The 23,533-nt window shown below is 76.0% G+C and carries 20 protein-coding genes, 1 pseudogene and 1 riboswitch; of the genes and pseudogenes, 14 read left to right on the top strand and 7 right to left on the bottom strand.

The window, feature by feature from the left end; translation table 11 throughout:
* Positions 1-197: 197 nt before the first annotated feature.
* A complete protein-coding gene (locus D7193_RS22370; protein WP_120781521.1) occupies positions 198-1,187 on the bottom strand; it encodes a LacI family DNA-binding transcriptional regulator in 990 nt (329 codons plus the stop codon).
* 148 nt (positions 1,188-1,335) lie between these two features.
* On the opposite strand from D7193_RS22370, the gene D7193_RS22365 reads away from it, so the two are divergent.
* Complete coding sequence (locus D7193_RS22365; protein ID WP_120781520.1) at positions 1,336-2,580, top strand: MFS transporter; 1,245 nt, start codon at positions 1,336-1,338, stop codon at positions 2,578-2,580.
* Positions 2,581-2,680: 100 nt separating this feature from the next.
* Entirely contained in the window at positions 2,681-3,577 is an 897-nt protein-coding gene (locus tag D7193_RS22360) for an aldo/keto reductase (RefSeq protein WP_120781519.1), read from the top strand.
* A gap of 91 nt (positions 3,578-3,668) precedes the next feature.
* Here D7193_RS22360 and D7193_RS22355 read toward each other — a convergent pair whose 3' ends face one another.
* Complete coding sequence (locus tag D7193_RS22355) at positions 3,669-4,358, bottom strand: hypothetical protein (protein ID WP_120781518.1); 690 nt, start codon at positions 4,356-4,358, stop codon at positions 3,669-3,671.
* A 111-nt stretch (positions 4,359-4,469) separates the two neighbouring features.
* On the opposite strand from D7193_RS22355, the gene D7193_RS22350 reads away from it, so the two are divergent.
* Complete coding sequence (locus D7193_RS22350) at positions 4,470-4,805, top strand: hypothetical protein (protein ID WP_120781517.1); 336 nt, start codon at positions 4,470-4,472, stop codon at positions 4,803-4,805.
* A 30-nt stretch (positions 4,806-4,835) separates the two neighbouring features.
* On the opposite strand, the gene D7193_RS22345 is transcribed toward D7193_RS22350, so the two are convergent.
* A complete protein-coding gene (locus D7193_RS22345; protein WP_120781516.1) occupies positions 4,836-5,543 on the bottom strand; it encodes an MBL fold metallo-hydrolase in 708 nt (235 codons plus the stop codon).
* Positions 5,544-5,690: 147 nt separating this feature from the next.
* A riboswitch (cobalamin riboswitch) is annotated at positions 5,691-5,867 on the top strand.
* A gap of 312 nt (positions 5,868-6,179) precedes the next feature.
* Between D7193_RS22345 and cobN the strand changes: the two genes are divergently transcribed.
* The 4 genes and pseudogenes from cobN to D7193_RS22325 all read left to right on the top strand — a co-directional run bounded on the left by cobN (position 6,180) and on the right by D7193_RS22325 (position 14,177).
* A complete protein-coding gene (cobN, locus tag D7193_RS22340; RefSeq protein WP_120781515.1) occupies positions 6,180-9,848 on the top strand; it encodes a cobaltochelatase subunit CobN in 3,669 nt (1,222 codons plus the stop codon).
* Positions 9,845-12,010: pseudogene (locus D7193_RS22335) on the top strand (VWA domain-containing protein); the annotation flags it as partial. The gene cobN and the pseudogene D7193_RS22335, both read left to right, overlap by 4 nt.
* A 185-nt stretch (positions 12,011-12,195) precedes the next feature.
* Entirely contained in the window at positions 12,196-12,807 is a 612-nt protein-coding gene (gene cobO, locus D7193_RS22330) for a cob(I)yrinic acid a,c-diamide adenosyltransferase (RefSeq protein WP_120781514.1), read from the top strand.
* A complete protein-coding gene (locus D7193_RS22325; RefSeq protein WP_241563290.1) occupies positions 12,801-14,177 on the top strand; it encodes a cobyrinic acid a,c-diamide synthase CobB in 1,377 nt (458 codons plus the stop codon). Before cobO ends, D7193_RS22325 begins: the two co-directional genes overlap by 7 nt.
* A gap of 18 nt (positions 14,178-14,195) precedes the next feature.
* Here D7193_RS22325 and crcB read toward each other — a convergent pair whose 3' ends face one another.
* The 4 genes from crcB to D7193_RS22305 form a co-directional block, all read right to left on the bottom strand.
* Complete coding sequence (gene crcB, locus D7193_RS22320; protein ID WP_120781512.1) at positions 14,196-14,555, bottom strand: fluoride efflux transporter CrcB; 360 nt, start codon at positions 14,553-14,555, stop codon at positions 14,196-14,198.
* Complete coding sequence (locus D7193_RS22315; protein WP_120781511.1) at positions 14,552-15,001, bottom strand: fluoride efflux transporter FluC; 450 nt, start codon at positions 14,999-15,001, stop codon at positions 14,552-14,554. Before D7193_RS22315 ends, crcB begins: the two co-directional genes overlap by 4 nt.
* Positions 15,002-15,125: 124 nt before the next feature.
* Complete coding sequence (locus D7193_RS22310; RefSeq protein WP_120781510.1) at positions 15,126-15,884, bottom strand: class I SAM-dependent methyltransferase; 759 nt, start codon at positions 15,882-15,884, stop codon at positions 15,126-15,128.
* A 179-nt stretch (positions 15,885-16,063) separates the two neighbouring features.
* Positions 16,064-17,278, bottom strand: a complete 1,215-nt coding sequence (locus D7193_RS22305) for an MFS transporter (RefSeq protein WP_120781509.1) — start codon at positions 17,276-17,278, stop codon at positions 16,064-16,066.
* 138 nt (positions 17,279-17,416) lie between these two features.
* On the opposite strand from D7193_RS22305, the gene D7193_RS22300 reads away from it, so the two are divergent.
* The 7 genes from D7193_RS22300 (at position 17,417) to D7193_RS22270 (ending at position 23,501) form a co-directional block, all read left to right on the top strand.
* A complete protein-coding gene (locus tag D7193_RS22300; RefSeq protein WP_120781508.1) occupies positions 17,417-17,866 on the top strand; it encodes a MarR family winged helix-turn-helix transcriptional regulator in 450 nt (149 codons plus the stop codon).
* Positions 17,867-17,959: 93 nt separating this feature from the next.
* Positions 17,960-18,391 carry a DUF6766 family protein gene (locus tag D7193_RS22295; RefSeq protein ID WP_120781507.1) on the top strand — a complete coding sequence of 144 codons (432 nt, stop codon included), beginning with the start codon at positions 17,960-17,962 and terminating at the stop codon, positions 18,389-18,391.
* Positions 18,392-18,575: 184 nt separating this feature from the next.
* On the top strand, positions 18,576-19,556 hold the full coding sequence (locus tag D7193_RS22290) for a zinc-binding dehydrogenase (RefSeq protein WP_120781506.1): 981 nt from the start codon (positions 18,576-18,578) through the stop codon (positions 19,554-19,556).
* 232 nt (positions 19,557-19,788) lie between these two features.
* Positions 19,789-21,096 carry a phenylacetate--CoA ligase PaaK gene (gene paaK, locus D7193_RS22285; protein WP_120782139.1) on the top strand — a complete coding sequence of 436 codons (1,308 nt, stop codon included), beginning with the start codon at positions 19,789-19,791 and terminating at the stop codon, positions 21,094-21,096.
* 31 nt (positions 21,097-21,127) lie between these two features.
* The gene (paaI, locus tag D7193_RS22280; protein WP_120782138.1) at positions 21,128-21,553 is read left to right on the top strand and encodes a hydroxyphenylacetyl-CoA thioesterase PaaI; all 426 of its coding nucleotides are present in this window, start codon (positions 21,128-21,130) and stop codon (positions 21,551-21,553) included.
* Between the two features lie 57 nt (positions 21,554-21,610).
* On the top strand, positions 21,611-22,720 hold the full coding sequence (locus D7193_RS22275) for a nucleotide disphospho-sugar-binding domain-containing protein (protein ID WP_120781505.1): 1,110 nt from the start codon (positions 21,611-21,613) through the stop codon (positions 22,718-22,720).
* A 214-nt stretch (positions 22,721-22,934) separates the two neighbouring features.
* Positions 22,935-23,501, top strand: coding sequence for a dienelactone hydrolase family protein (locus D7193_RS22270; protein WP_241563289.1), 567 nt, complete (start codon positions 22,935-22,937; stop codon positions 23,499-23,501).
* The last annotated feature ends 32 nt before the right edge of the window (positions 23,502-23,533 follow it).

The following is a 23,533-nucleotide window of genomic DNA, read 5'->3' as shown; positions in this document are numbered from 1 at the left end:
GGCGGGTGTGCGCCGGCGGTTACCCGGCCGGCCGCCGGTTAACCGCACCGGACGCGTGCCCATGCCGGGCCGCGCCGCCGCCGGGTGGGCCCGGGCACCCGAACCGGGGTGATGCGTGCCCTGGCGGGCCGCGCCGCCGTCGAGCGAGCCCAACGGCACCCGCCGACGGTCGGGCCCCCCGGGCACCCGGACCGGGGTCAGGCGCTGTCGCGGGGCACGAGGGCGGACGGGAAGAACGTCGCCGGCGGCGTCGGGCGCCGGTCGAGCACCGCCTGCGCGGCGGCCGTGGCGATGCGCCCCACCGGGTGGCTGGCCGTGGTCAGCGCGGGAGTGCTCAGCTCCGCGAGCGGGATGTCGTCGAAGCCGGCCACCGCGACGTCGCCGGGCACCCGCACGCCGCGCCGGCGCAGGCCGGCGATCACCCCGAGCGCGGTGGCGTCGCTGGCCGCGAAGATCGCGTCGGTGTCCGGCCAACGGTCGAGCACCTCCCGGGCCGCCGCCCGGCCGCGCGTGGCCGTGAAATCACCCCGGACCAGGCGTACGGGAAGGCCCGCCTCGCGCATCACCTGCCGGTACGCCCGCACCGACCGGCCGGCGCAGGAGAGCCACCGGGGGCCGGTGACCATGGCGATCCGTCGGCGACCGGTGGCGTGGAGGTGGTGCAGCACGGCGGTCGCGCCCCCACCGTTGTCGACGTCGAAGGACGGCACGGCGGCCGACCCGATGCCGATCGAGGCGATCCGGCCGCGGAGCGAGCGGGGCACCGCGTCGAGCACGGGCTCGGTGGTGTTGACCAGCACGATCCCGCAGACGCCCCGGTCGAACGCGAGCTGCCGCAGCGCCTGCGGCGCGTGCCGCGGCAGCCAGTGCAGGGCCACCCCGAGGCCCTGCGGCGTGCACACGCGGGCGGCGGCGGCCACCACCCGGTCGACGTACGGGTCGTCGAGCACCGCCGACGTGGTGCCGGTGACCGCCACGGCGAGCCGTACGCCGGCGCCGCGCACCAGCGCGCGGGCCGCCGGGTTGGGCACGTAACCGAGCTGGTCGACCGCGGCCACGACCCGGTCGCGGGCGTCCGGCGAGGCGAAGCCGGTGCCGGCGATCACCCGCGACGCCGTCGAGCGGGACACCCCGGCGGCCCGGGCGACGTCCTCGAGGGTGGCCGGGCGTGCTGCCGCGTGCGTCATGACGTCCTCCGGCGGTGGTGGTCGTACGTTCACCGCATCATCCCTCGTGGGTGTGACGAGCGGTACGGTCGGAGCCGGCTTGTCGTGAGAGCGTTCCCAGGTGTCCGATCGAGCCGAGACGTCGACCCGAGGAAGGGCAGAGATCCCCGTGAGTGCCGCTACCGCGTCCCCCGTCGACCCGGCGACCACAACGGCCGCCCCGAGGGTCGTGCGGGTCGCCCGGAACGGGGTGGCTCTCGTGTTCACCCTCAACGGGCTCGCCGTGGCCACCTGGTTCTCCCGGGTGCCCGCGGCCCGCGAGGCCCTGGGCCTCAGCGCCGGACGGCTGGGGCTGCTCCTGCTCGCCATGTCGGCCGGCGCCCTGCTCGCCATGCCCACGGCCGGCCTGGTCAGCCAGCGCCTCGGAGCCGCCCGCACGGTCGCGCTCTCCACGGTGGTCGTGGCCCTGGGCGTCACCGGCGCCGGGCTGGCCGCCGGCCTCAGCGGCTCGGTGGTCGGGGTCGCCGCCGGCCTGTTCGCCTTCGGCTACGGCTCGGGCACCTGCGACGTGGCGATGAACGTCGAGGGCGCGGCGGTCGAACGGCGGCTCGGACGTACGATCATGCCCCGCTTCCATGCCGCCTGGAGCCTCGGCTCGGTGGCCGGGGCCGGGCTCGGCGCGGGCGCCGCCCGCCTCGACGTTCCGATGGGCACGCACCTGACCGCCGTCGCGGTCGTGGTCCTGGCCGGCACGCTGCTCGGCGCGCGGCTCTTCCTGCCGCTGCCGGCGAACGGGTCGGACGGGCCGGAGCAGGGTGGGGCGGCCGGCCGGCGGCGGGCACTGCTGGCCGCCTGGCGGGAGCCGCGCACCCTCCTGATCGGCCTGCTGGTGCTGGTCATGGCGTTCACCGAGGGCAGCGCCAACGACTGGCTGGCGGTCGCCTTCGTCGACGGTCACGATCTCAGCGAGGCGGCCGGTGCGGCGGTGTTCGGTGTCTTCGTGGTGGGCATGACGCTCGGCCGTACCGCCGGCACGATCGCCCTGGACCGGTGGGGCCGGGTGCGGGTGCTGGCCGCGACGATCGTGCTCGCGGCCGCCGGCGCCGCCCTGGCGGTCCTGGCCGGCTCGGGCCCGGTGGCCATCGTCGGGGTCGCGCTCTGGGGCATCGGCGCGTCGCTGGGCTTCCCGGTGGGCATGAGCGCCGCCGCCGACGAGGAGGACAAGGCCCCGGTACGGGTGAGCGTGGTGGCTGTGATCGGCTACACCGCGTTCCTCGGCGGCCCGCCCCTGCTCGGCATGCTGGGCGACCGGGTGGGCACCCTCCAGGCGCTGCTCGTGGTGCCGCTGCTGCTGGTGCCGACGCTCGCGCTGGTGCCGGTGATGCGTCCGCCCCGCCCCGCCGAGCGGGCCTGAGCCCGACGCGTCCACCATCAAAGCTAGCCGCTGCCGGCCTCCGGCGGTATCGGGTGCGCGGCCGACTGCGCTGCCGTCCACCGCTGGCTAGGGTCGCCGGATGCCTACCGACGAGATCACCGCGGCCGCCGCGGGCACCTGGACCCTTGGGGACCGCACCGTCAACCGGATGGGCTTCGGCTCCATGCGGATCACCGCCCACCCGGACCGGGACCGGGCCGTCGCCGTCCTGCGCCGCGCGGTGGAGCTGGGCGTGAACCACGTCGACACCGCCGCCTTCTACGTCTCGCCGGGCGGCACGCTGCAGGTCGGCACGGGACCGGCCCGGTACGCCACCGAGCTGATCCGCGCGGCCCTCGCCCCGTACCCCGAGGATCTGCTGATCGCCACCAAGGTCGGCCCCGGGTACGACCCGGACCGCGGCTTCAGCGAGGCGCAGACCCCGGCGCAGCTGCGCGCCCAGGTCGAGGAGAACCTGCGCCGGCTCGGCCGCGACCACCTCGACCTCGTGAACCTGCGGCTCTACCGCCGCCCCAACCCGGTGCCGCTGGTCGACCGCTTCGGGGCCCTGGCCGAGTTGCGCGACGCCGGCGTCATCCGGCACCTCGGGCTCGCCAACGCCCGCCCCGAACACCTCGACGAGGTCCGCGACATCGCCCCGGTCGTGTGCGTGCAGAACGCGTACGGCGTCGACGCGTACCGGGAGGATGACGGTTTCGTCCGGCTGTGCGGCGAACGGGCGATCGCGTACGTGCCGTTCTTCGCGCTGGCCGGCACGCGCCGGGAGGCGGGTGCGGCCGGCGAGGAGAACGCGGCGGTGCAGGCCGTGGCCCGCGACCATGGGGCCACCACCCACCAGGTGCGGCTGGCGTGGACCCTGCACCAGGGCCCGCACGTGCTCGCCATTCCCGGCACCGGCGACCCGGAGCACCTGGTGGCGAACGTCGCCGCCGGGGCGCTGCGGCTCACGCCCGAGGATCTGGCCCGGCTCGGGTGAAGCCGGCGCGGGCACGGGGGTACTCCCGCTCATCACGACACCAGCCCGGGCGCGGCGGCGCCGGACCGGGCCGGCAGCGGGCGAGGGGGCGTCAGTCGCGTACCCAGACCCGCAACGGCCCCGCGGCGGCGAAGCCGGCCCGCAGCGCCGGCACGAGGTCGTCGCCCGACTCGTAGCCCACCAGCGCGGCCCCGCCCGCGGCGGCGCAGACAGCCGCCCAGAGACCCGTCGCGTCGCCGCCGGTGGCGAACACGTTGGAGACGCCGGTCACCGGCCCGCCCCCGCGGTTGAGCACCGCGCCACCGGCCACGGCGCCGTCGTCGGCGTACCGGGCGAGCACGGTCACCCGCGGGTCGGCCAGCAGCGCCGGGCGGAACAGTTCGGCCCCGCCGTGGGCCGCCGCCCAGGCGGCCAGCCCGTCGGGCGCGGTCACCGGCGTCAGCGACGGCCCGGGCACGGCCGCCGGGCGGTCCGCGGGCGGCGGGCCGGCCGGGCGATGGATCCACTCGGCGGCGAAGAGCACCCGGAAGCCGTACGGGCGGAGGTCGAGGTCGGCGAAGCTGTCCTTGACCGACGCGCCCGGGCCCGCGTCGATCCGGCGCAGCAGCGCCTCCGCGGCGACGCCGGGTCGCAGGGTCACGGCGTCGGGATACCAGCGCGGGGAGCGGTGTGGCACCGACCAGGCGTCGGCGTCGGTGCGGCCGGGCAGGCCGTGACTCGCGCAGACGATCTCACACCACTCGGCGTTGTTCCGCGCCGCCGCCTCGCGCTCACCGGGCACCGCACGACCCTATCCCCGGGCGCCGGCGGTCAGCGCCCTCCCATCCAGCTCGCAGCCTGTTGTCAGGTAACGGTGCTGCACTGGAGGGACGCCGAGGGAGAGGAGCCGGGCATGGGCTGGTTCAACCGGCGGTCCCGGGCAGGCGACGGGACCCCGACAAAGCTCGACCGGGAGGCGACCCGGGACGACCTCGCCGCGCTGGAGGCGTTCGTCGCCAGCCGTCGGGGCGTCGAGTTCTACCTGGAACCGGAGACGACCGCGACCGACACGACCGTGGTGGCGGTCGCGTACGACGGGGAGTGGATCCGCCGCCGCACCGGCTCGCCCCGCGCGGCGGCGGCCATCGCGCGGCGGCACGCCGTCCCGCTGTACGAGGCGGCCCGCACCGGCTACCCGGAGCGGATGCGCGCCTGGAACCGGGCCCACCCGGAGCGCCGGGCCCGCTGACCCGCGCACTCGGACGTCGGCCGGCCGCGGTCAGCCGGCGCCGACCTCCGCCCGGGCCTGCGCGAGGGTCATCGGTTCCGCGTGGCTGGAGACGTACCACTCGTAGTCGTCGTCGAGCAGCCGGCGGACCAGCGCGAGGTCCGGGACGTCGTCCGGCTCGCGCAGGTGCGCGGGCGGCGGGTAGAAGCTGTCCCCGAGCAGCATCACGCCGGAGTCGGGCACCAGCACCACGGTCGAGTCCGGCGCGTGCCGGCCGCCGACGTGGCGCAGGAGCACGCCGACCGGCAGTTCGTCGGAGTCGGTGAACGTCCGCGTCGGCGGCAGCACCGCGAAACCGTCCCACGAGTCCACGGCGAACGCGCGCGCCCGGAAACTCGGGGCGAGGCGCGGGTTGGCCCGGACCTGTTCGCGCAGGTAGCGATGGCTCCACGGCCGGGCGGCCTCCGCCCGCAGCAGCTCCGCGCCGGTCACGTGCCCGACGATCTCCACCTCGGGCCAGGCGCAGGCGCCCCACACGTGGTCCCAGTGGTGGTGGGTGTACACGAGCCAGCGCGGCTCGGGCAGCCCCGCCTCGCGCAGCGCCGCGCGGATCTCGCGGGCGTGCGCCGGGCTCTGCCCCGCGTCGACCAGCACGCTGCCGCGTTCGTCGACCACCAGCGCCACGCTCGCCTGCACGGCGGCCGGGTCGGGGTCGCCGGGGCAGAGCCACACCCGCCCGGCGAGATGGTGGAACCGCATGCCGATGATGGCGAACCCCCTGGATCGACCGTGGACGCTTCCCGTCGACGGTTGATCCTAGCCGCGGGCTCGATATCGAGGTACTTGGATGGAATTGGCGGTCGGAGCCGGCCCGGGGGCGGCGTTGACCGGCCGGGACGGGTGTGGCAGCATTCGCGGCCTGACGGCAGTGAAGGAAGCCGGTGCGATTCCGGCGCGGTCCCGCCACTGTCACCGGGGAGCGATCCCCCCTCGTGAGTCACGGCCGTGCGTGCACGGTTGGAAGGCCGGGGGTGAGCGTCGATCCGGGAGCCAGGATACTTCGGCCGTCGGGACGTACCCCAGGGCGTGGACACCCGAGGAGGACCCGATGACGCACCGCGTCCACCGTGCCGCCGGCGATCGCCGCGGCCGACCCGCATCCCGGCGCCGCCGCGCCGTCACCCCTGCCGTCGTGCCGCCGGGACACACCCCGCCCGGCGGCGCCGTCGCGCCCGGCCGCGCCTCCCGCTGACCGTACGCCGCCCCGACGCGTCCCGGCCGGCCCGCGGCCCGACCTCGCCGCCGCGCCGAGCCGGAGCAGCGTCCCGCTGAACCCCCTCCCTCCGACCGGTCTCCCGTAGCGGCGGCCCGGTCGTCACCTCCCGGAGCCACCCCGTGCGCACCCTGCTTCTGTCCACGTCCGACACCGACCTCCTGGCCGCCCGGGCCAGCGGCGCCGACTACCGGCTGGCCAACCCGGCGCGGCTCGACGCCGATGCCGTGCCCGCACTGCTCGACGGCGTCGACCTCGCCGTCGTACGGCTGCTCGGTGGTCGTCCGGCGTGGCCGGACGGCCTGGCCGCGGTGCTCGCCTCCGGCGTGCCGACGGTCGTGCTGAGCGGCGAGTCGGCGCCGGACGCGGGGCTGATGGCCGCGTCGACCGTGCCGGCCGGGGTGGCCACCCAGGCGCTCGCGTACCTGGTGGAGGGCGGCCCGGAGAACCTCGCCCAGCTGGCCGGGTTCCTCTCCGACACGGTCCTGCTCACCGGCGAGGGCTTCGCGCCGCCCGCCCCGACGCCGACGTACGGTGTGCACGGCGACCGGGCCGCCGACCCCGACCGGCCCACGGTCGGGATCGTCTTCTACCGGGCGCACGCCCTGGCCGGCAACACCGCCTTCGTCGACACGCTCGCCGACGCCGTCGAGGCGGCCGGCGCGAACGCCCTGCCGGTCTACTGCGGCTCGCTGCGCGGGCTGACCGCCGGCAGCGGCCCGATGGAACTCATCGCCCGCTGCGACGCGCTGCTGGTCACCGTGCTCGCCGCCGGCGGCACGGTGCCCGCGGACGCCTCCGCGGGCGGCGACGAGGACGCCTGGGACGTCGGCGCGCTCGCCACGCTCGACGTACCGGTGGTCCAGGCGCTCCTGCTGACCAGCACGCGCGAGCAGTGGGCCGGCTCGGACGCCGGACTGACCCCGTTGGACGCCGCCATGCAGGTGGCCGTGCCGGAGTTCGACGGGCGGATCATCACGGTGCCGTTCTCGTTCAAGCGGATCGACGCCGACGGCCTGTCCGTCTACGTGGCCGACGCCGAACGCGCGGCCCGCGTGGCCGGCATCGCGGTGCGGCAGGCCCGGCTGCGGCGGCTGCCGAACGCGGACAAGCGGCTGGCCGTGGTGCTGAGCTCCTACCCGACGAAGCACTCCCGCGTCGGCAACGCGGTGGGCCTGGACACACCCGCCTCGGCGGTGCGGCTGCTCGGCGCGCTCGCCGAAGCGGGTTACGACCTGGGCGACGCGCCGCCGCCCGACGACGGGGACGCGCTGATCCACGCGCTGATCGCCGCCGGCGGGCACGACGTCGAGTGGCTCACCCCGGAACAGCTCGCCGCCGCCGAGGCGCGGGTGCCCGGCGAGGTCTACCGGCGCTGGTTCGCCGACATCCCGGCAGAGCTGCGCGAGCGGATCCGGGCGCACTGGGGCGAGCCGCCCGGCGAGCTCTACACCGACGGCGGGGACATCGTGCTGGCCGGGTTGCGCTTCGGCAACGTGGTGCTGCTCATCCAGCCGCCGCGCGGCTTCGGCGAGAACCCCATCGCGATCTACCACGACCCCGACCTGCCGCCCAGCCACCACTACCTCGCCGCGTACCGGTGGCTCGCCGCGCGGCCCGCCGACGGCGGCTTCGGCGCCGACGCCGTGGTGCACCTCGGCAAGCACGGCACCCTGGAGTGGCTGCCCGGCAAGGGCCTCGGGCTCGCCGCCGACTGCGCCCCGGACGCCGTCCTCGGCGACCTGCCGCTGGTCTACCCGTTCATCGTCAACGACCCCGGTGAGGGCACCCAGGCCAAACGCCGCGCGCACGCCGTGGTGGTCGACCACCTGGTGCCGCCCATGGCGCGCGCCGAGACGTACGGCGAGCTGGCCAAGCTGGAGCAGCTGCTCGACGAGTACGCCACCGTGCAGGCCCTCGACCCGGCCAAGGTGCCGACCGTGCGGGCGCAGATCTGGGACCTCGTCCGCGCCGCCCAGCTGCACCACGACCTGCACACCGAGCAGATGCCCGCCGATGATGACTTCGACGACTTCGTGCTCCACCTCGACGGGTACCTCTGCGAGGTCAAGGACGTGCAGATCCGCGACGGCCTGCACGTGCTCGCCGCCGCCCCCACCGGGGAGGCGCGGGTCAACCTGGTCCTCGCCGTGCTGCGCGCCCCGCAGGTGTGGGGCGGCAGCCGCGCCCTGCCGGGCCTGCGGCAGTCACTGGCCGCCGGTTATGGGCTGGACGAGGCGGCGTTGCTCGCCACGCCCGGCGAGCGGCTGGCCGTACCCGCGGAGCTGACCGACGCCGTCGACGGCCCGGCGGTGACCGCCGCCGACGCGGTCGACCTCATCGAAGCCCTGGCCCGGCGGCTGGTCGTGGGCATGGAGACCGTCGACTGGGACGCCGACCACGTCGACGCGGTGGTCGCCGAGGTGACCGGCCGGGACGACCCGGACGCCGCCGCGGTGCTCCGGTTCGCCGCCACCGAGCTGGTGCCCCGGCTCGCGGGCACCACCGACGAGCTGGCGCACACGCTGGCCGCACTGGACGGCCGGTTCGTGCCGCCCGGTCCGTCCGGCTCGCCCACCCGGGGCCTGGTCAACGTGCTGCCCACGGGCCGCAACTTCTACTCCGTCGACCCGAAGGCGATCCCCAGCCGCAACGCGTGGGACGTGGGCGTGGCCCTCGCCGACTCGCTGCTGGCCCGGCACCTCGCAGACACCGGCGCGTACCCCCGCTCGGTGGGCCTCACCGTCTGGGGCACCAGCGCCATGCGGACCCAGGGCGACGACATCGCCGAGATCCTCGCGCTGCTCGGCTGCCGGCCCACGTGGGACGACCGGTCCCGCCGGGTCACCGGTGTGGAGGTGGTGCCGCTCGCCGAGCTGGGCCGGCCCCGCGTCGACGTCACCGTCCGCATCTCCGGCTTCTTCCGGGACGCGTTCCCGCACGTCGTGGCCCTGCTCGACGACGCGGTCCGGCAGGTGGCCGCCCTCGACGAGCCGCACGAGCGCAACTACGTCCGCGCGCACGTGACCGCCGACGTGGCCGAGCACGGCGACGAGCGGCGCGCCACCGCCCGCATCTTCGGCTCGAAACCGGGGGCGTACGGCGCGGGCCTGCTGCCGCTCATCGACGCGCGGAACTGGCGCAGCGACGCCGACCTGGCCGAGGTGTACGCGGTCTGGGGCGGGTACGCCTACGGCCGCGGGCTGGACGGGCGTGAGGCGCGCGTCGACATGGAACGCTCCTTCGCCCGAATCGCCGTGGCGGTGAAGAACCAGGACACCCGCGAGCACGACATCGTCGACTCCGACGACTACTTCCAGTACCACGGCGGGATGGTGGCGATGGTCCGCCACCTCACCGGGGCGGCGCCGACCGCGTACGTGGGTGACTCCGCGATGCCGCACGACGTACGCACTCGCACGCTCGGCGAGGAGACGCGGCGCGTGTTCCGGGCCCGCGTGGTGAACCCGAAGTGGATCGCCGCGATGCGCCGCCACGGCTACAAGGGCGCGTTCGAACTGGCGGCCACCGTGGACTACCTGTTCGGCTACGACGCCACCGCGGGCGTCGTCGACGACTGGATGTACGAGCAGCTGGCCGCCGCGTACGTCTTCGACCCCACCACCCGGGACTTCCTCGCCGAGTCGAACCCGTGGGCGCTGCGCGGCATCACCGAGCGGCTGCTGGAGGCCGCCGACCGCGGGCTGTGGGCCGAACCGGACCCGACCACGCTGGACCGGCTGCGCGAGACGTACCTGACGAGCGAGGGCGACCTGGAGGACCGGGCATGACCACGTTTCCGTTCAGCGCGGTGCTCGGCATGGACGACATGCGCCTCGCCCTGCTGCTCAACGCGGTCAGCCCGGCGATCGGCGGCGTGCTCGTCCGCGGCGAGAAGGGCACCGCCAAGTCCACGGCGGTGCGGGCCCTCGCGGCCCTGCTGCCCCCCGTCGACCAGGTGGCCGGCTGCCGGTTCGCGTGTGACCCGGACGCGCCCGACCCCGGCTGCCCGGACGGCCCGCACCCCGCCGACGCGTCCGCGCAGCGGCGGCCGGCCCGGCTCGTGGAACTGCCGGTGGGCGCCGCCGAGGACCGGGTGGTGGGCTCGCTGGACCTGGAGAAGGCCCTCGCCGAGGGGGTACGGGCGTTCGAGCCGGGCCTGCTGGCCGCCGCGCACCGCGGGGTGCTCTACGTCGACGAGGTCAACCTGCTCCACGACCACCTGGTCGACCTGCTGCTCGACGCCGCGGCGATGGGCCGCAGCCACGTCGAGCGGGAGGGTGTCTCGGTCAGCCACGCGTCCCGGTTCCTCCTGGTGGGCACCATGAACCCGGAGGAGGGGGAGCTGCGTCCGCAGCTGCTGGACCGGTTCGGGCTCACCGTCGAGGTGGGTGCGAGCCGGGATCCGCTGGTCCGCGCCGAGGTGGTCCGCCGCAGGCTCGCCGCCGACGCGGACCCGGCCGGTTTCGCGGCCCGCTGGGCCGACGCCGACGCGGACGTCGCCCGGCAGGTGGCCGCCGCGCGCGACCGGCTCGGCCGGGTGCTGCTGCCCGACGGCGCGCTGCGGCAGATCGCCGAGGTGTGCGCGGCGTTCGACGTCGACGGGATGCGGGCCGACATCGTGACGGCCCGCACCGCCATGGCCCACGCCGCCTGGCACGGCCGTGACCGGGTGGGCGTCGAGGACGTACGGGTGGCGGCCCGGCTGGCCCTGCCGCACCGGCGCCGCCGGGACCCGTTCGACACCCCCGGGCTGGACGAGAAGCGGCTCGACGAGGCACTGGACCGGCCCGGCGGCGAGGATCCCGACGACGATCCGCCGGGCGGGCCGTCCGGCGGCCCCGACGGCGGCGATCCGCGCGGCGGCGGTGACGGTGCGGGCGGCCCCGAGGGCGGTGACCCGCGCGGTGGTGGAAACGGCGGCCGTCGCGGTGACGGTGGAGGCGGTGGCGGCCGGCCGCCGGCCGGGCGTGACGACGCGGACCCCGACGCCGGCCCGTACGCCGATCTGGGGCGCTCGGCCGAGGGCGGCCCCGGCCCGTCCGGCGTGGACACGGCCGCGGACGCCGGGTCGGACCGTTCCGGTCAGAGCGGCGGTGACCCGGGCACGGTGGACGGACCGGGGAACACCCGCGCCGCCGGGCCGGCCGGCGCGCGTCCCGGTGCCGCCGAGGCGGTGGCCGTACCCGTGGGTGGCCTGCGGGCCCGGTTGCTCACCGCTCCCGGCGTGGGCGACGGGGTGCCCGGGCGGCGTTCCCGGGCCCGCACAGGTCGCGGCCGCACCACCGGCGCCCGCGTGCCGTCCGGCGGCCGGGCGGGCGCCTTGCACCTGCCGGCCACCGTCCGCGCCGCCGCCCCCCATCAGGCGGCCCGGGGCCGCCGGGGCGGGCCGCTGCTGCTGCGCTCCGCGGACCTGCGCGAGGCCGTCCGGGAGGGGCGCGAGGGCAACCTCGTGCTGTTCGTGGTCGACGCCAGCGGGTCGATGGGGGCCCGGCAACGGATGGCCTCGGTCAAGGGCGCCGTGCTCGCGCTGCTCACCGACGCGTACCAGCGGCGGGACAAGGTCGCCGTGATCGCCTTCCGCGGCACCGGCGCGCAGACGCTGCTGCCGGCCACCTCGTCGGTGCTGGCCGCGTCGGCCCGGCTCGCCGAGCTGCCGACGGGTGGTCGCACGCCGCTCGCCGAGGGCCTGCTCGCCGCCGCCGACCTGCTGCGGCTGGAGCGGCTGCGGGACCCGAAACGCCGTCCGCTCGTGCTGGTCCTCACCGACGGGCGGGCCACGGCGGGCGAGCGCCCGCTGGACCGGGCCGACCGCGCGGCGGCCGTGCTCGCCGCGACCGGCGCCCCGTGCGTGGTCGTCGACTGCGAGTCCGGCCCGGTACGCCTCAACCTGGCCGCCCGCCTCGCGACAACCCTGAACGCCCCCCTCAACCCCCTGACAACCCTGACAACCCTGACAACCCAGCCCCCCGCGCCCCGCACCCCGCCCCCCACCGCTCCGCGATCTTGCAGTTTCGGCCCCGGCATATCGACCTCAACGGGGCAAACCGAGGGCACAAAGTGCAAGATCGCGGGGGCTCAGGCCGGGGCGGGAGCGGGGGACGGAGCGGGGGCTCGACCTCGAAGGAGCGTTTTCTGATGCCGCAGGGAAAGCCGTCCCACGTACCCGCCGACGGGCTCACCACCCGGCAGCGCCGTAACCGCCCGCTCCTCGTCGTCCACACCGGACAGATGAAGGGCAAGTCGACCGCGGCGTTCGGGCTGGCGCTGCGGGCCTGGACGGCCGGACTGCCGGTCGGGGTGTTCCAGTTCGTGAAGAGCGCCAAGTGGCGGGTGGGGGAGGAGAACGCGTTCCGGGCGCTCGGCGAGGTGCACGAGCGCACCGGCCAGGGCGCCCCGGTGACCTGGCACAAGATGGGCGAGGGCTGGTCCTGGATCCAGCGGGGCGACGGGGCCGACCACGCCGCCGACGCGCTCGAGGGGTGGCGGCAGATCCAGCGCGACCTGGCCGCGCAGCGCTACGGGCTCTACGTGCTCGACGAGTTCACGTACCCGATGAAGTGGGGTTGGGTGGACGTGGACGAGGTGGTCGACACCCTGGCGAACCGCCCGGGGTTCCAGCACGTCGTGATCACCGGCCGGGACGCCGACCCGCGGCTGGTCGAGGCGGCCGACCTGGTCGCCGAACTGACCAAGGTGAAGCACCCGATGGACGCCGGCCAGAAGGGGCAGAAGGGCATCGAGTGGTAGACCCGCCGGTGGGCCCCGCCGCTCCGTGGGCGCTGCCCCGGGTGGTGGTCGCCGCGCCCGCCAGCGGGCACGGCAAGACGACGGTGGCCACCGGGCTGCTCGCCGCGCTGCGCCGCCGCGGCCTCACGGTGAGCCCGCACAAGGTGGGTCCGGACTACATCGACCCCGGCTACCACGCGCTCGCGGCGGGCCGGCCCGGGCGCAACCTGGACCCGTGGCTCGTGGGGGAGGAGCGGATCGCGCCGCTGCTGCGGCACGGCGCGTCGACCCCGACGCCGGCCGACATCGCGGTGGTCGAGGGTGTGATGGGGCTCCACGACGGCGCGGTCGGGCGGGGCGACTTCGCCTCGACCGCGCACGTGGCCCGGCTGATCGGGGCACCGGTGCTGCTCGTGCTGGACACGACGGCCCAGGGCCGGTCGGCCGCCGCGCTGGCGTTGGGCATGGCCGCGTTCGACCCCCGGGTGCGACTCGGAGGGGTGGTCCTCAACCGCGTCGGTTCGCCCCGGCACGAGCGGCTGCTGCGCGACGCGCTGGCCGAGGCCGGTGTGCCGGTGCTCGGTGCCGTCGCCCGGGCCGCGCAGGTCGCGGCGCCGTCACGCCATCTCGGCCTGGTGCCGGTCGCCGAGCGCGCCCCGGAGTCCGTCGCCGTGGTGACCGCGCTCGCCGACCTCGTCGCGTCCACCGTGGATCTCGACGCCGTGCTCGCCCTGGCGGCCACCGCGCCGCCGCTGACCGTGCCCGCCTGGGATCCGGTCGCGGCCGTGGGCGGCCCCGCCGGCGCTGCCCGCCCGGTGGTCGCGCTGGCCGGAGGCGCGGCCTTCACCTTCTCGTACGCCGAGACGGCCGAGCTGCTCGCGGCGGCCGGCGCGCGCGTCGTCACCGTCGACCCGCTGCGCGACCCGGCGCTGCCCGCCGGCACCGGCGCCGTGGTGATCGGCGGCGGCTTTCCCGAGGCGTACGCGGAGCAGCTGGCAGCCAACGCGGCGCTCCGCGCCGAGCTGGCCGATTTCCCCGGGCCCGTGGTGGCCGAGTGCGCGGGCCTGCTCTACCTCGGCCGCGCCCTGGACGGCGTGCCGATGTGCGGGAGGCTCGACCTCACCGCCCGGATGACCGGCACCCTCACCCTCGGCTACCGGGAGGCGGTCGCGGCCACCGACTCCCCGATCACCCGCGCCGACGAGCCGGTACGCGGCCACGAGTTCCACCGCACGGTGACCGACCCGGGTCACGGCGAGCGGCCGGCGTGGCGCTGGGACGGCGCGGCGCACGGGTTCGTGTCGGGCGGGGTGCACGCGTCGTACCTGCACACCCACTGGGCGGGCCATCCGGGGGCGGCGCGGCGGCTGGTCGAGGCGGCGGCCCGGTGAGGGCCGTGCCGGTGCCGGTCAGCCGAGCGCCCGGGCCAGGGCGTACCCCGCGGTGGCGGCCGCCAGGCCGGCGGCCACGCTGCCCAGCACGTTGAGCAGGGCGGGCAGCCGGCCGCCCTCGCGGGCCAGCCGGAGCGTCTCGTAGCTCAGGGTGGACCAGGTGGTGAGCGCGCCGCAGAAGCCGGTGCCGACGAGCGCGGTGACCGCCGGCCCGGCCGGCAGCCCGACCACCGCACCGAGGACGAGCGAGCCGGCCATGTTCACGGTGAGCGTGCCCCACGGGAAGGCCGCGCCGAACCGGGCCTGCACCGCGCGGTCGGTGAGGTAGCGCAGCGGTGCGCCGACGGCCGCGCCGAGCGCGACGAGCAGCACGGTCATCGGGAGCCCCGCACCAGCAGGCGGCCGGCGAGAGCGTCACCGGCCCAGACCGCGAGCAGGGCGCCCACGACGGTGGCCGCCAGGTAGGCGAGCGCGGTGCCGGGCGCCCCGGCGACGAGGGCCTGGTGGATGTCGACGGCGTACGTGGAGAAGGTCGTGAAGCCGCCCAGCACGCCGACGCCGAGGAACGGCCTTGCCAGCGGCGGCCCCCCGCCGCGCGCCCGTAGTACGGCCATGAGCGCCCCGATCAGCAGGCACCCGGTGAGGTTGATGCCGAAGGTGGCCCAGGGAAACGCGGCCGGGGCGTGCGGGAAGGCCGCCTGGAGGCCGGCGCGGCCCAGCGCCCCGAGCACGCCGCCGGCGGCGATGGCGCCGAGGACCGCGACCGGGTGCGCGGCGAGTTCGCGCCGGTCCCGGGGCACCCGTAGATCGACGTCAGGGTCCACCCCGCACCCTCCCTCCGCGCGTCGTCACCCACGCGATCTTGCAGTTTCGGCCCCTGATCTGCGTGGGATGTCGCGAATGTCGGGGCAGAAAGTGCAAGATCGCGGGGGTCAGGATACGCCGGGGTCAGCGTACGGCGGCCACGGCGGCGTCCGTGCCACCCCGCCAGAGGGTGCCCACCTCGGTGTAGCCGGCGTCGGCCAGCGCGGCCAGGTGCCATGAGACCGGGGGGTTCCACTCCGGGCTGTGACCGGTCGGGTAGATCTCGTGCCGCCGCTGCACCAGTTCGGACAGCGCCGGCTCGGCGCCGGCCCGGTCCCACCAGTCCGACCAGGACAGCACCGCCCCGGCGGCGTACCGGGCGGCGCGGCGGGCCTGCGCCCGGGAGGTGAGCCGCTTGGTCAGCTCCGGGAGGGTGTCGTCGGGCATGTGGTCGGCATTGGCCAGGATCCCGCCCGGTCGCAGCACCTCGCGGATCTCGGCGTACAGCCGGGTGAGCCGTTCGGCCGGCAGCCAGTGCAGCGCGGTCGCGGTGAGCACCGCGTCGTACTCGCGGTGGGGGAGCGCCGCCGTCCAGTCGGGACGGGCCAGGTCGGCCGTGACCACGGTGGCCCGCCCGGCCAGCGAGGCCTCCGCGATGGCGAGCAGCGCGGGGTCGAGGTCGACGAGGGTCACCTCGGCGCCGGGGAAGCGGGCCAGGGTGCGCAGCGAGATGGTGCCGGTGCCACCGGCGAGGTCGAGCAGGCGCGGGGGCGCCCCGTCGGTGACCGCGTCGACCGCGTCGAGCATGGCGGTGAACCGGTGCTCCCGGTCCGGCAGGTACGCCTCCTGCTGCCGGTCCCAGCTCTCCTGCCAGGCCGCAGGATCGGTGATGTAAGGAGTCATGTCGCTCAGGCTAGTTACGGTCCGCGTCACCTGTCCAGACCTTGTTGCCAAGACTTTGCAATAAGGGGAAGAATGGCGGTGCGATGATCACCGCGGGGTCGGGGTCCGACCCCGCGACGCCGACCGCGCGCCGGCGGACGGGTGCGCCGGGAGCCGCCGCGCCGGCGATCCGGTCGGTGTCAGGCGACGGTCGCCGGTTCCTTCACCGGGGCGCCCGAGCCACGCCGGGCCAGCCGCAGCGCGACGAGCAGGACGCCCAGCCCGGCCAGGGTCAGCGCCGCGCCCGCCCAGATCGGCGCGGTGTAGCCGAGCCCGGCCGCGATGGTCACGCCGCCGACCCAGGCGCCGAGCGCGTTCCCCACGTTGAACGCCGCGATGTTCGCGCCCGAGGCCAGCGTCGGCGCCTCGTGGGCGTACCGCATGATGCGCATCTGCAGCGGCGGCACCGTCGCGAAGCCGAAGCCGCCCATCAGCACGAGCGAGGCCAGCGTCAGCGGCTGGCTGCCCGCGGTCAGTGCGAACGCGGCCAGCACCGCGGTGAGCGCCGCCAGGACGACGACCAGGGTGCGCGAGAGCGAGACGTCCGCGGCCCGCCCGCCGAGCAGGTTGCCGGCGAACAGGCCCACGCCGAAGAGGACGAGCAGCCACGGCACCGTGCCCGACGCGAAGCCGCTGACCTCGGTGAGGGTGAAGGCGATGTAGGTGAACGCGCCGAACATCCCGCCGAAACCCAGCACAGTGATTGCCAGTGACAGCCAGACCTGCGGATGGGTGAAGGCGCGCAGCTCGCCGCGGAGCCCGCCGGCCCGGGTGCCGTCGCCCTCCGCCGCCCGGCCGGGGACGAGCAGGGCGACGCCGGCCAGCGCCACCAGGCCGACGCCGGTGATGGCCCAGAACGTCGAACGCCAGCCGAAGTGCTGGCCGAGGAACGTGCCGAACGGTACGCCGAGCACGTTGGCGATCGTGAGGCCGGCGAACATCAGCGCGATCGCGCCGGCCCGGCGGGCGGGGGCGACCAGCCCGGCCGCGACCACCGCGCCGATGCCGAAGAAGGCGCCGTGGCAGAGGGCCGCGACGATCCGGCCGACCATCATGATCCCGTAGCTGGTGGCGACCGCCGAGAGCAGGTTGCCGACGATGAACAGCACCATGAGGCCGAGCAGCACCTGCTTGCGGGGCAGGCGGGTGACGGCGGCGGTCAGGGCGACCCCACCGATGGCCACGCTCAGCGCGTAGCCGGAGATCAGCCAGCCGGCCACGGGCTCGGTGACCGCGAAGTCGGCGGCCACGTCGGGCAGCAGGCCCATGATCACGAATTCGGTGAGCCCGATGCCGAACGCGCCGATGGCCAGCGCGAGCAGGCCGGCGGGTAGGGACGGGGAACGTACGGACATGGTCCTTCCCGAGGAAGAGGGGACAGATTGCGCGCGTGTGCAACTACACGCGTCGACAACGAGATAGTTGCACGCGCTTTATATCGGCGCAAGCGTGCTAGCCTGGGGAGCGATCCGGATCACGGAAGGAGAGCCGGGATGGGCATCGCCGACGACGCGGTGGAGATCCGCGCGCAGGGGTGGCGCACCCTCGCCGCCCTGCACGGGCTCATCGAGACGGCCCTGGAACGGGCGTTGCAGGCCGACCACGACCTGTCCGTGGTCGAGTACACCGTGCTCGACGCCCTCTCCCGACAGGACGGCTGGCACATGCGGATGCGGCAGCTCGCCCGGGCCGCCGCGCTCTCCGGCAGCGCCACGACCCGGCTCGTCACCCGGCTCGAGGAACGCGGCCTGCTGACCCGCATCCTCTGCGCCGACGACCGCCGCGGCATCTACACCGAGCTCACCCCGGCCGGCTGCGACCTGCTCGCCCGGGCTCGGCCGACCCACGACCGGGTGCTCGCCGACGCGCTGGCCGAGGCCGAGGCCACCCCCGAACTCGCCCCGCTGGTCGACGCGCTGCACCGGCTGCCGGCCGCGCGCTGACACCAGCGGGCCGCCCGCCACGCCGCGCCCCCGTTTCGACGTCGCCTCACCGGGGCACGATCCCCGGCGCAGATCGTCGAGAGGGGGTTCGTGATGGCCGAGACCACCACGTCGTCGAACGGCCGGCGGGCGTCCGGCGACACCAGCGGGCGGCAGGGCTCCCGCCGGCGGACCGGGCCGCCGTTCCGCAAGCCCCGGTGGCCCAAGGCGTACGCTTTCGCGCTGGTCACCGGCGCGCTGTTCCTGTTCTCCTGGATCGGGCAGTTCGTCTTCCAGATGGCCGTGGAGAGCAACGAGGCGAGCCAGCACGGCCAGTCGTTCGCCTGGGGCGAGTTCCTGCCGCAGTTCTTCGCCTCGACCCTGGAGAACTGGCAGTCGGAGTTCCTCCAGCTGGTGTGGCAGGCCGCCGGCCTCGCCCTCTTCTACTACTGGGGCTCCTCCCAGTCCCGTGAGTCCGACGAGCGCATCGAGGCGAAGCTCGACGCGCTGCTGCGCGAGCGAGGGCTCGACCCCGAGAACTCCTGAGTCAGGCCACCTCTCCGTCGATCATGCAGTTGTGGTGCCCGGAGCGCGGGATTTTCGCCCCTCATGTCCCCCACCACACTGCATGATCGACGGGCCCGGCCGTGAGCGCGCTCGATCCGGGTTGACCTCAACCCCACTTCACCGTCGAGGCTTGCCGCAGCGACGAGCGGGACGGAGGGACGACGTGCGGGTGATCGAGGTGACCGGGTTCGGTGGCCCGGAGGTGCTCACGCCGACCGAGGCGCCGGACCCGTCGCCCGGGCGCGGCGAGATGGTCGTCGAGGTGGCCGTGGCCGACGTGCTCTGGGTGGAGACGGCCATCCGGCGCGGCGTGGCCGGCGCGCACTTCCCGGTCGTGCCGCCGTACCGGCCGGGGGTGGGGGTGGCCGGCACCGTCGCCGCAGTGGGCGCGGGCGTCGACCCGGCCTGGGTCGGGCGGCGGGTCGTGACGCGCACCGACCACCGGGGCGGCTACCTCGAACGCGCGGTCGTCGCCGCGGACGGCGTGCTCCCGGTCCCCGACGCGGTCTCCCTCCCCGACGCGGCCGCCCTGCTGCACGACGGCGTGACCGCGTTCGGGCTGCTCGACCAGGTGCCGGTACGCGCCGGAGACCGCGTCCTGGTCACCGCCGCCGCCGGTGGCCTGGGCGCGCTGCTGGTGCAGGAGGTCCGCGCGGCCGGCGCCTACGTGGTCGCCGCTGCCCGGGGCGCGGCCAAACGCGACGCGCTGCACCGGCTCGGCGCCGACCTCGTGGTCGACTACGCGGAGCCCGGCTGGACCGGCCAGGTCCGGAAGGCGACCGGCGGGCTGCACGTCGTCCTCGACGGCGCCGGTGGCGCGTACGGCCGGGCGGCGTTCGCGCTGGTCCGCGACGGCGGCTGGTTCTCGGCCCACGGTTCGCCGGCGGGCGGTTTCGCCGTGCCCGACGACCGGGCCGCTCGCGCCCGGGGCGTCCACGCGCTCGGCATCGCCGACGTGCAGTTCACGCCGGAGCGACGACTGCGGCACCTGCGCGCCGCGCTCGACGCCGCGGCGGCGGGGCGGGTCCGGCCGCTGATCGGGCAGACGTTCCCGCTGCACCGGGCCGCCGACGCGCACCGGGCCATCGAGGGCCGCTCGGCCATCGGCAAGACCCTGCTCACCGTCGGACCGCCCGTCGGCTGACCGGCGGCCGGCGCGCGTGCCGGCCCGTCACCCGGCGAGAACCGCGCCGGTACGAAACCGCCGTGCCGCCAGCGGCGAGAACCCGGCGGTGCCGGCCGGCCGCGGCCGGCGTACGGTACGCGGATCGGCGGGCGCGGAGCCGAGCGGCGCCGGCTGCGGGCGCTCCCGGGTGCCCGTACCGGCACGGGACCGGCCCGCCGGTCGCGTCACCGTCGCCGTGCAGGAGGAACCGATGCAGGAGCGCACCCCTCGCCCCGAAGAGCTGGAACCGATCGAACGGGCCGGCGTCGACGAGCTGCGGGCGCTGCAACTGGAGCGGCTGCGCTGGTCGCTGCGGCACGCGTACGACAACGTGCCGCACTACCGGCGGGCGTTCGAGGCCGCGGGCGTGCACCCCGACGACTGCCGCGACCTGGCCGACCTCGCCCGGTTCCCGTTCACCGGCAAGGCGGAGCTGCGGGAGAACTACCCGTTCGGCATGTTCGCGGTGCCCCGCGAGCGGATCGCCCGGCTGCACGCGTCCTCCGGCACCACGGGCCGGCCCACCGTGGTCGGCTACACCCGCGCCGACCTCGCCACCTGGGCCCGGCTCATGGCCCGGTCGATCCGCGCCTCCGGCGGGCGGCCCGGCGACCGGGTGCACGTCGCGTACGGCTACGGCCTGTTCACCGGCGGTCTGGGCGCGCACTACGGCGCCGAGGAGCTGGGCTGCACGGTCATCCCCGTCTCCGGCGGCATGACCGAACGCCAGGTGATGCTGATCCGCGACTTCGAGCCCGAGGTCATCATGGTGACCCCGAGCTACATGCTCGCCATCCTCGACGAGATGCAGCGGCAGGGCGTCGACCCGCGGACGACCTCGTTGCAGGTCGGCATCTTCGGCGCCGAGCCGTGGACCGAGGACATGCGCCGTGAGATGGAGCAGCGGCTCGACATGCACGCCGTGGACATCTACGGGCTCTCCGAGGTGATGGGCCCCGGCGTGGCCAACGAGTGCGTCGAGACCAAGGACGGGCTGCACCTCTGGGAGGACCACTTCTACCCGGAGATCATCGACCCGGTGACCGGCGTGGTCCTGCCCGACGGCGAGCGCGGCGAGCTGGTGCTCACCTCGCTCACCAAGGAGGCCATGCCGGTGGTCCGCTACCGCACCCGGGACCTCACCCGCCTGCTGCCGGGCACCGCCCGGCCGATGCGCCGGATCGAGAAGATCACCGGACGCACCGACGACATGATGATCGTCCGCGGGGTCAACGTGTTCCCGACCCAGATCGAGGAGCTGATCCTGCGTACGCCCGAGCTGTCCCCGCACTTCCAGTGCGTCCTCGACCGGCAGGGACGGATGGACACGCTCACGGTGAAGGTCGAGCGGCGCGCGGACGCGCCCGTCGACGCCGCCGAGCGGGCCGGGGCCGCGCTGGTCGACCTGGTCAAGAACACCATCGGCGTGAGCGTGGCGGTGCAGGTCATCGCCCCCGACGGGGTCGAGCGGTCCATGGGGAAGATGCGGCGCATCGTCGACCAGCGGCGGGCGGGCTGACGTGGGCGGGGAGCGCAACGCCGCGTACGACATGTTCGACGCCGACCTGGCCTCGCGCGGGCTGGGCATCGAGCTGGTCGAGGTGGCCGACGGCGCCGCCGTGGCCCGGATGCGGGTGACCGACGTGATGCTCAACGGCCACGCCATCGCCCACGGCGGCTTCGTGTTCCTGCTGGCCGACACCGCCTTCGCGTTGGCGTGCAACAGCTGGGGGCCGGCCACCGTGGCCGCGGGCGGCGACATCACCTTCGTCCGACCGGTGCGCGCCGGCGAGCTGCTGACCGCCCGGGCCACCGAGCGCACCCGGTACGGCCGCAGCGGCATCTACGACGTCACGGTCACCCGGGACGACGGCGAGGTGGTCGCCGAGTTCCGCGGGCGCAGCCGTACGCTCGCCCGGGCCGACCGCCCGACGGCCGGCGGCGACGCGACCACCGCGGAGGCGACGGGCCGCTGAGCCGGACGGCGCCGGCGGGGGCCGACGCAACGGTGACCGTCCGCATAGGATCGGGCCATGCGGGTCCTGGTCGTCTCCGCGCCGCTGGTCGGGCACGTGTTCCCCATGGCGCCGCTCGCGGTGGCGCTGCGCGACGCCGGGCACGACGTGCTCGTCGCCACCGGAGGCGAGGCCATGTCCGTCGCCGGCTCCGGCCTGGCGGTACGCGACGTCGCGCCGGGGTTCGACTTCGGCCGGATCGCCCGCGGCCTGCTGCTGCGCCACCCTCTGGTCGCCCGTGCGGAGCTCGCCGGCACGGCCGGCACGCGCGGCGCCGGGCTCCTGTTCGGCGCGCTCAACGACCGGCTCGCCGACCCGGTGGTCGCGCTGGCCGCCGACTGGCGGCCCGACCTGGTGCTGCACGAGCCGTTCGCGGTGGCCGGCGCGGTCGCCGCGGCCCGGCTCGGCGTGCCGGCCGTACGACAGGAGAACGCGCTCTTCGACGGCCGCGAGCTGGTCCGGGCGACGACCGCCCGGATGGCCGGAACGCTGCGCCGGCACGGCCTGACCGAGCTGCACCCGCCGGCCGCCGCCGTGGCCGTCGCGCCGCCCAGCGTGCTGCGCCAGGACGGGTGGCCGATGCGCTACGGCTCGTACCTGGGCGGCGGCGAGCTGCCGGCCTGGCTGGCCGAGCCGGGCGACCGCCCGCGCGTGCTGGTCAGCCGCAGCACGCTCACCGGGCCGGGTGGCGGCGGGCCGATGAGCGCCGTGGTGGCCGTCGCCGGGCAGGTCGACGCCGAGTTCGTGCTGGTCCGGCCCGACCGGCGGCTGGCCGGCGCGACGCTGCCCGGCAACGTCCGCACTATCGGCTGGATCCCGCTGCCCGCCGCCCTGCCGGCCAGCGCCGCGCTGGTGCACCACGGCGGGGCGGGCAGCATCTACCACGCGCTCGCCGCCGGCGTACCGCAGCTGGCCACACCCGGCCCCGGCGACCGACGCCAGAACGCCGACCTGGTCGCCCGCCGCGGGGCGGGTCTCGCGGTCCGTCCCCGGGACATCACCGCCGAGACGCTGACCCGGCTGGTCACCGATCCCGCCCTGCGTACGGCGGCACGGGAGGTCGCCGACGAGATCGCCGCGATGCCGGCGGCGAGCGAACTGGTGTCCCGCCTCGAAGCGCTCCGCTGACGCGTCCGGGTCCCGGCCCGGCCGCGGCGGCGGGCCGGACGCCTCGGCGCCTGCACGGTGCGCGGTCCGGGCGTCGCCCGGCGCGCGTCGGTGGCGCTGCACGGCGTGTGGCGCGCGTCCGTGGCGCTGTGCGGCGTGCGGCGATGCGCGGCCTGGCCGGCGGGGCGCGCCCGGGATGCCCGGCCAGGCCGGCGCGATGCGGCAGGATGTCCGGATGCGACACGTCGTGCTGTTCCACTCCGTGTTCGGGCTGCGGCCCGCCGTGCTGGCCGCCGCCCACCGGTTGCGTGCCGCCGGGCGCCAGGTCACCACCCCCGACCTGTACGGCGTGCCGGCCGCCGACACCGTGGAGGAGGGCTTCGCCCTGTTCGAGAAGATCGGGCAGGACACGGTGCTCGACCGGGCCCGTGACGCCGTCGCCCCGCTGCCGCCGGAGACGGTACTGGCCGGTTTCTCGATGGGCGCCGGGGTGGCCGGCGCCGTGCTCGCGGACCGTCCGGCCACGGCCGGGCTGCTGCTCCTGCACGGCACCGGGGGCGCGCCCGCGGACGTCCGGCCCGGACTGCCCGTGCAGCTGCACCTCGCCGACCCGGACCCGTACGAGCCACCCGACGAGGTGGACGAGTGGCGGCGGTCGATGGCCGACGCCGACGCCGGGCTGGAGGTCTTCCGGTACCCGGGCGCCGGGCATCTCTTCACCGACCCCGACGTGCCGGACTACGACCCCACCGCCGCCGAGGCGGCCTGGATGCGGGTCCTCGCCTTCCTCGACGGCCGCTGAGTACACGGGCGGGCGGAACCGGGAGCGCCGCC

The sequence above is a fragment of the Micromonospora costi genome (genome assembly GCF_003626655.1).
GTDB lineage: Bacteria > Actinomycetota > Actinomycetes > Mycobacteriales > Micromonosporaceae > Micromonospora > Micromonospora costi.
Note: the sequence above shows the minus strand (reverse complement) of the source record. Positions and strands in the feature narration are given on the sequence as shown.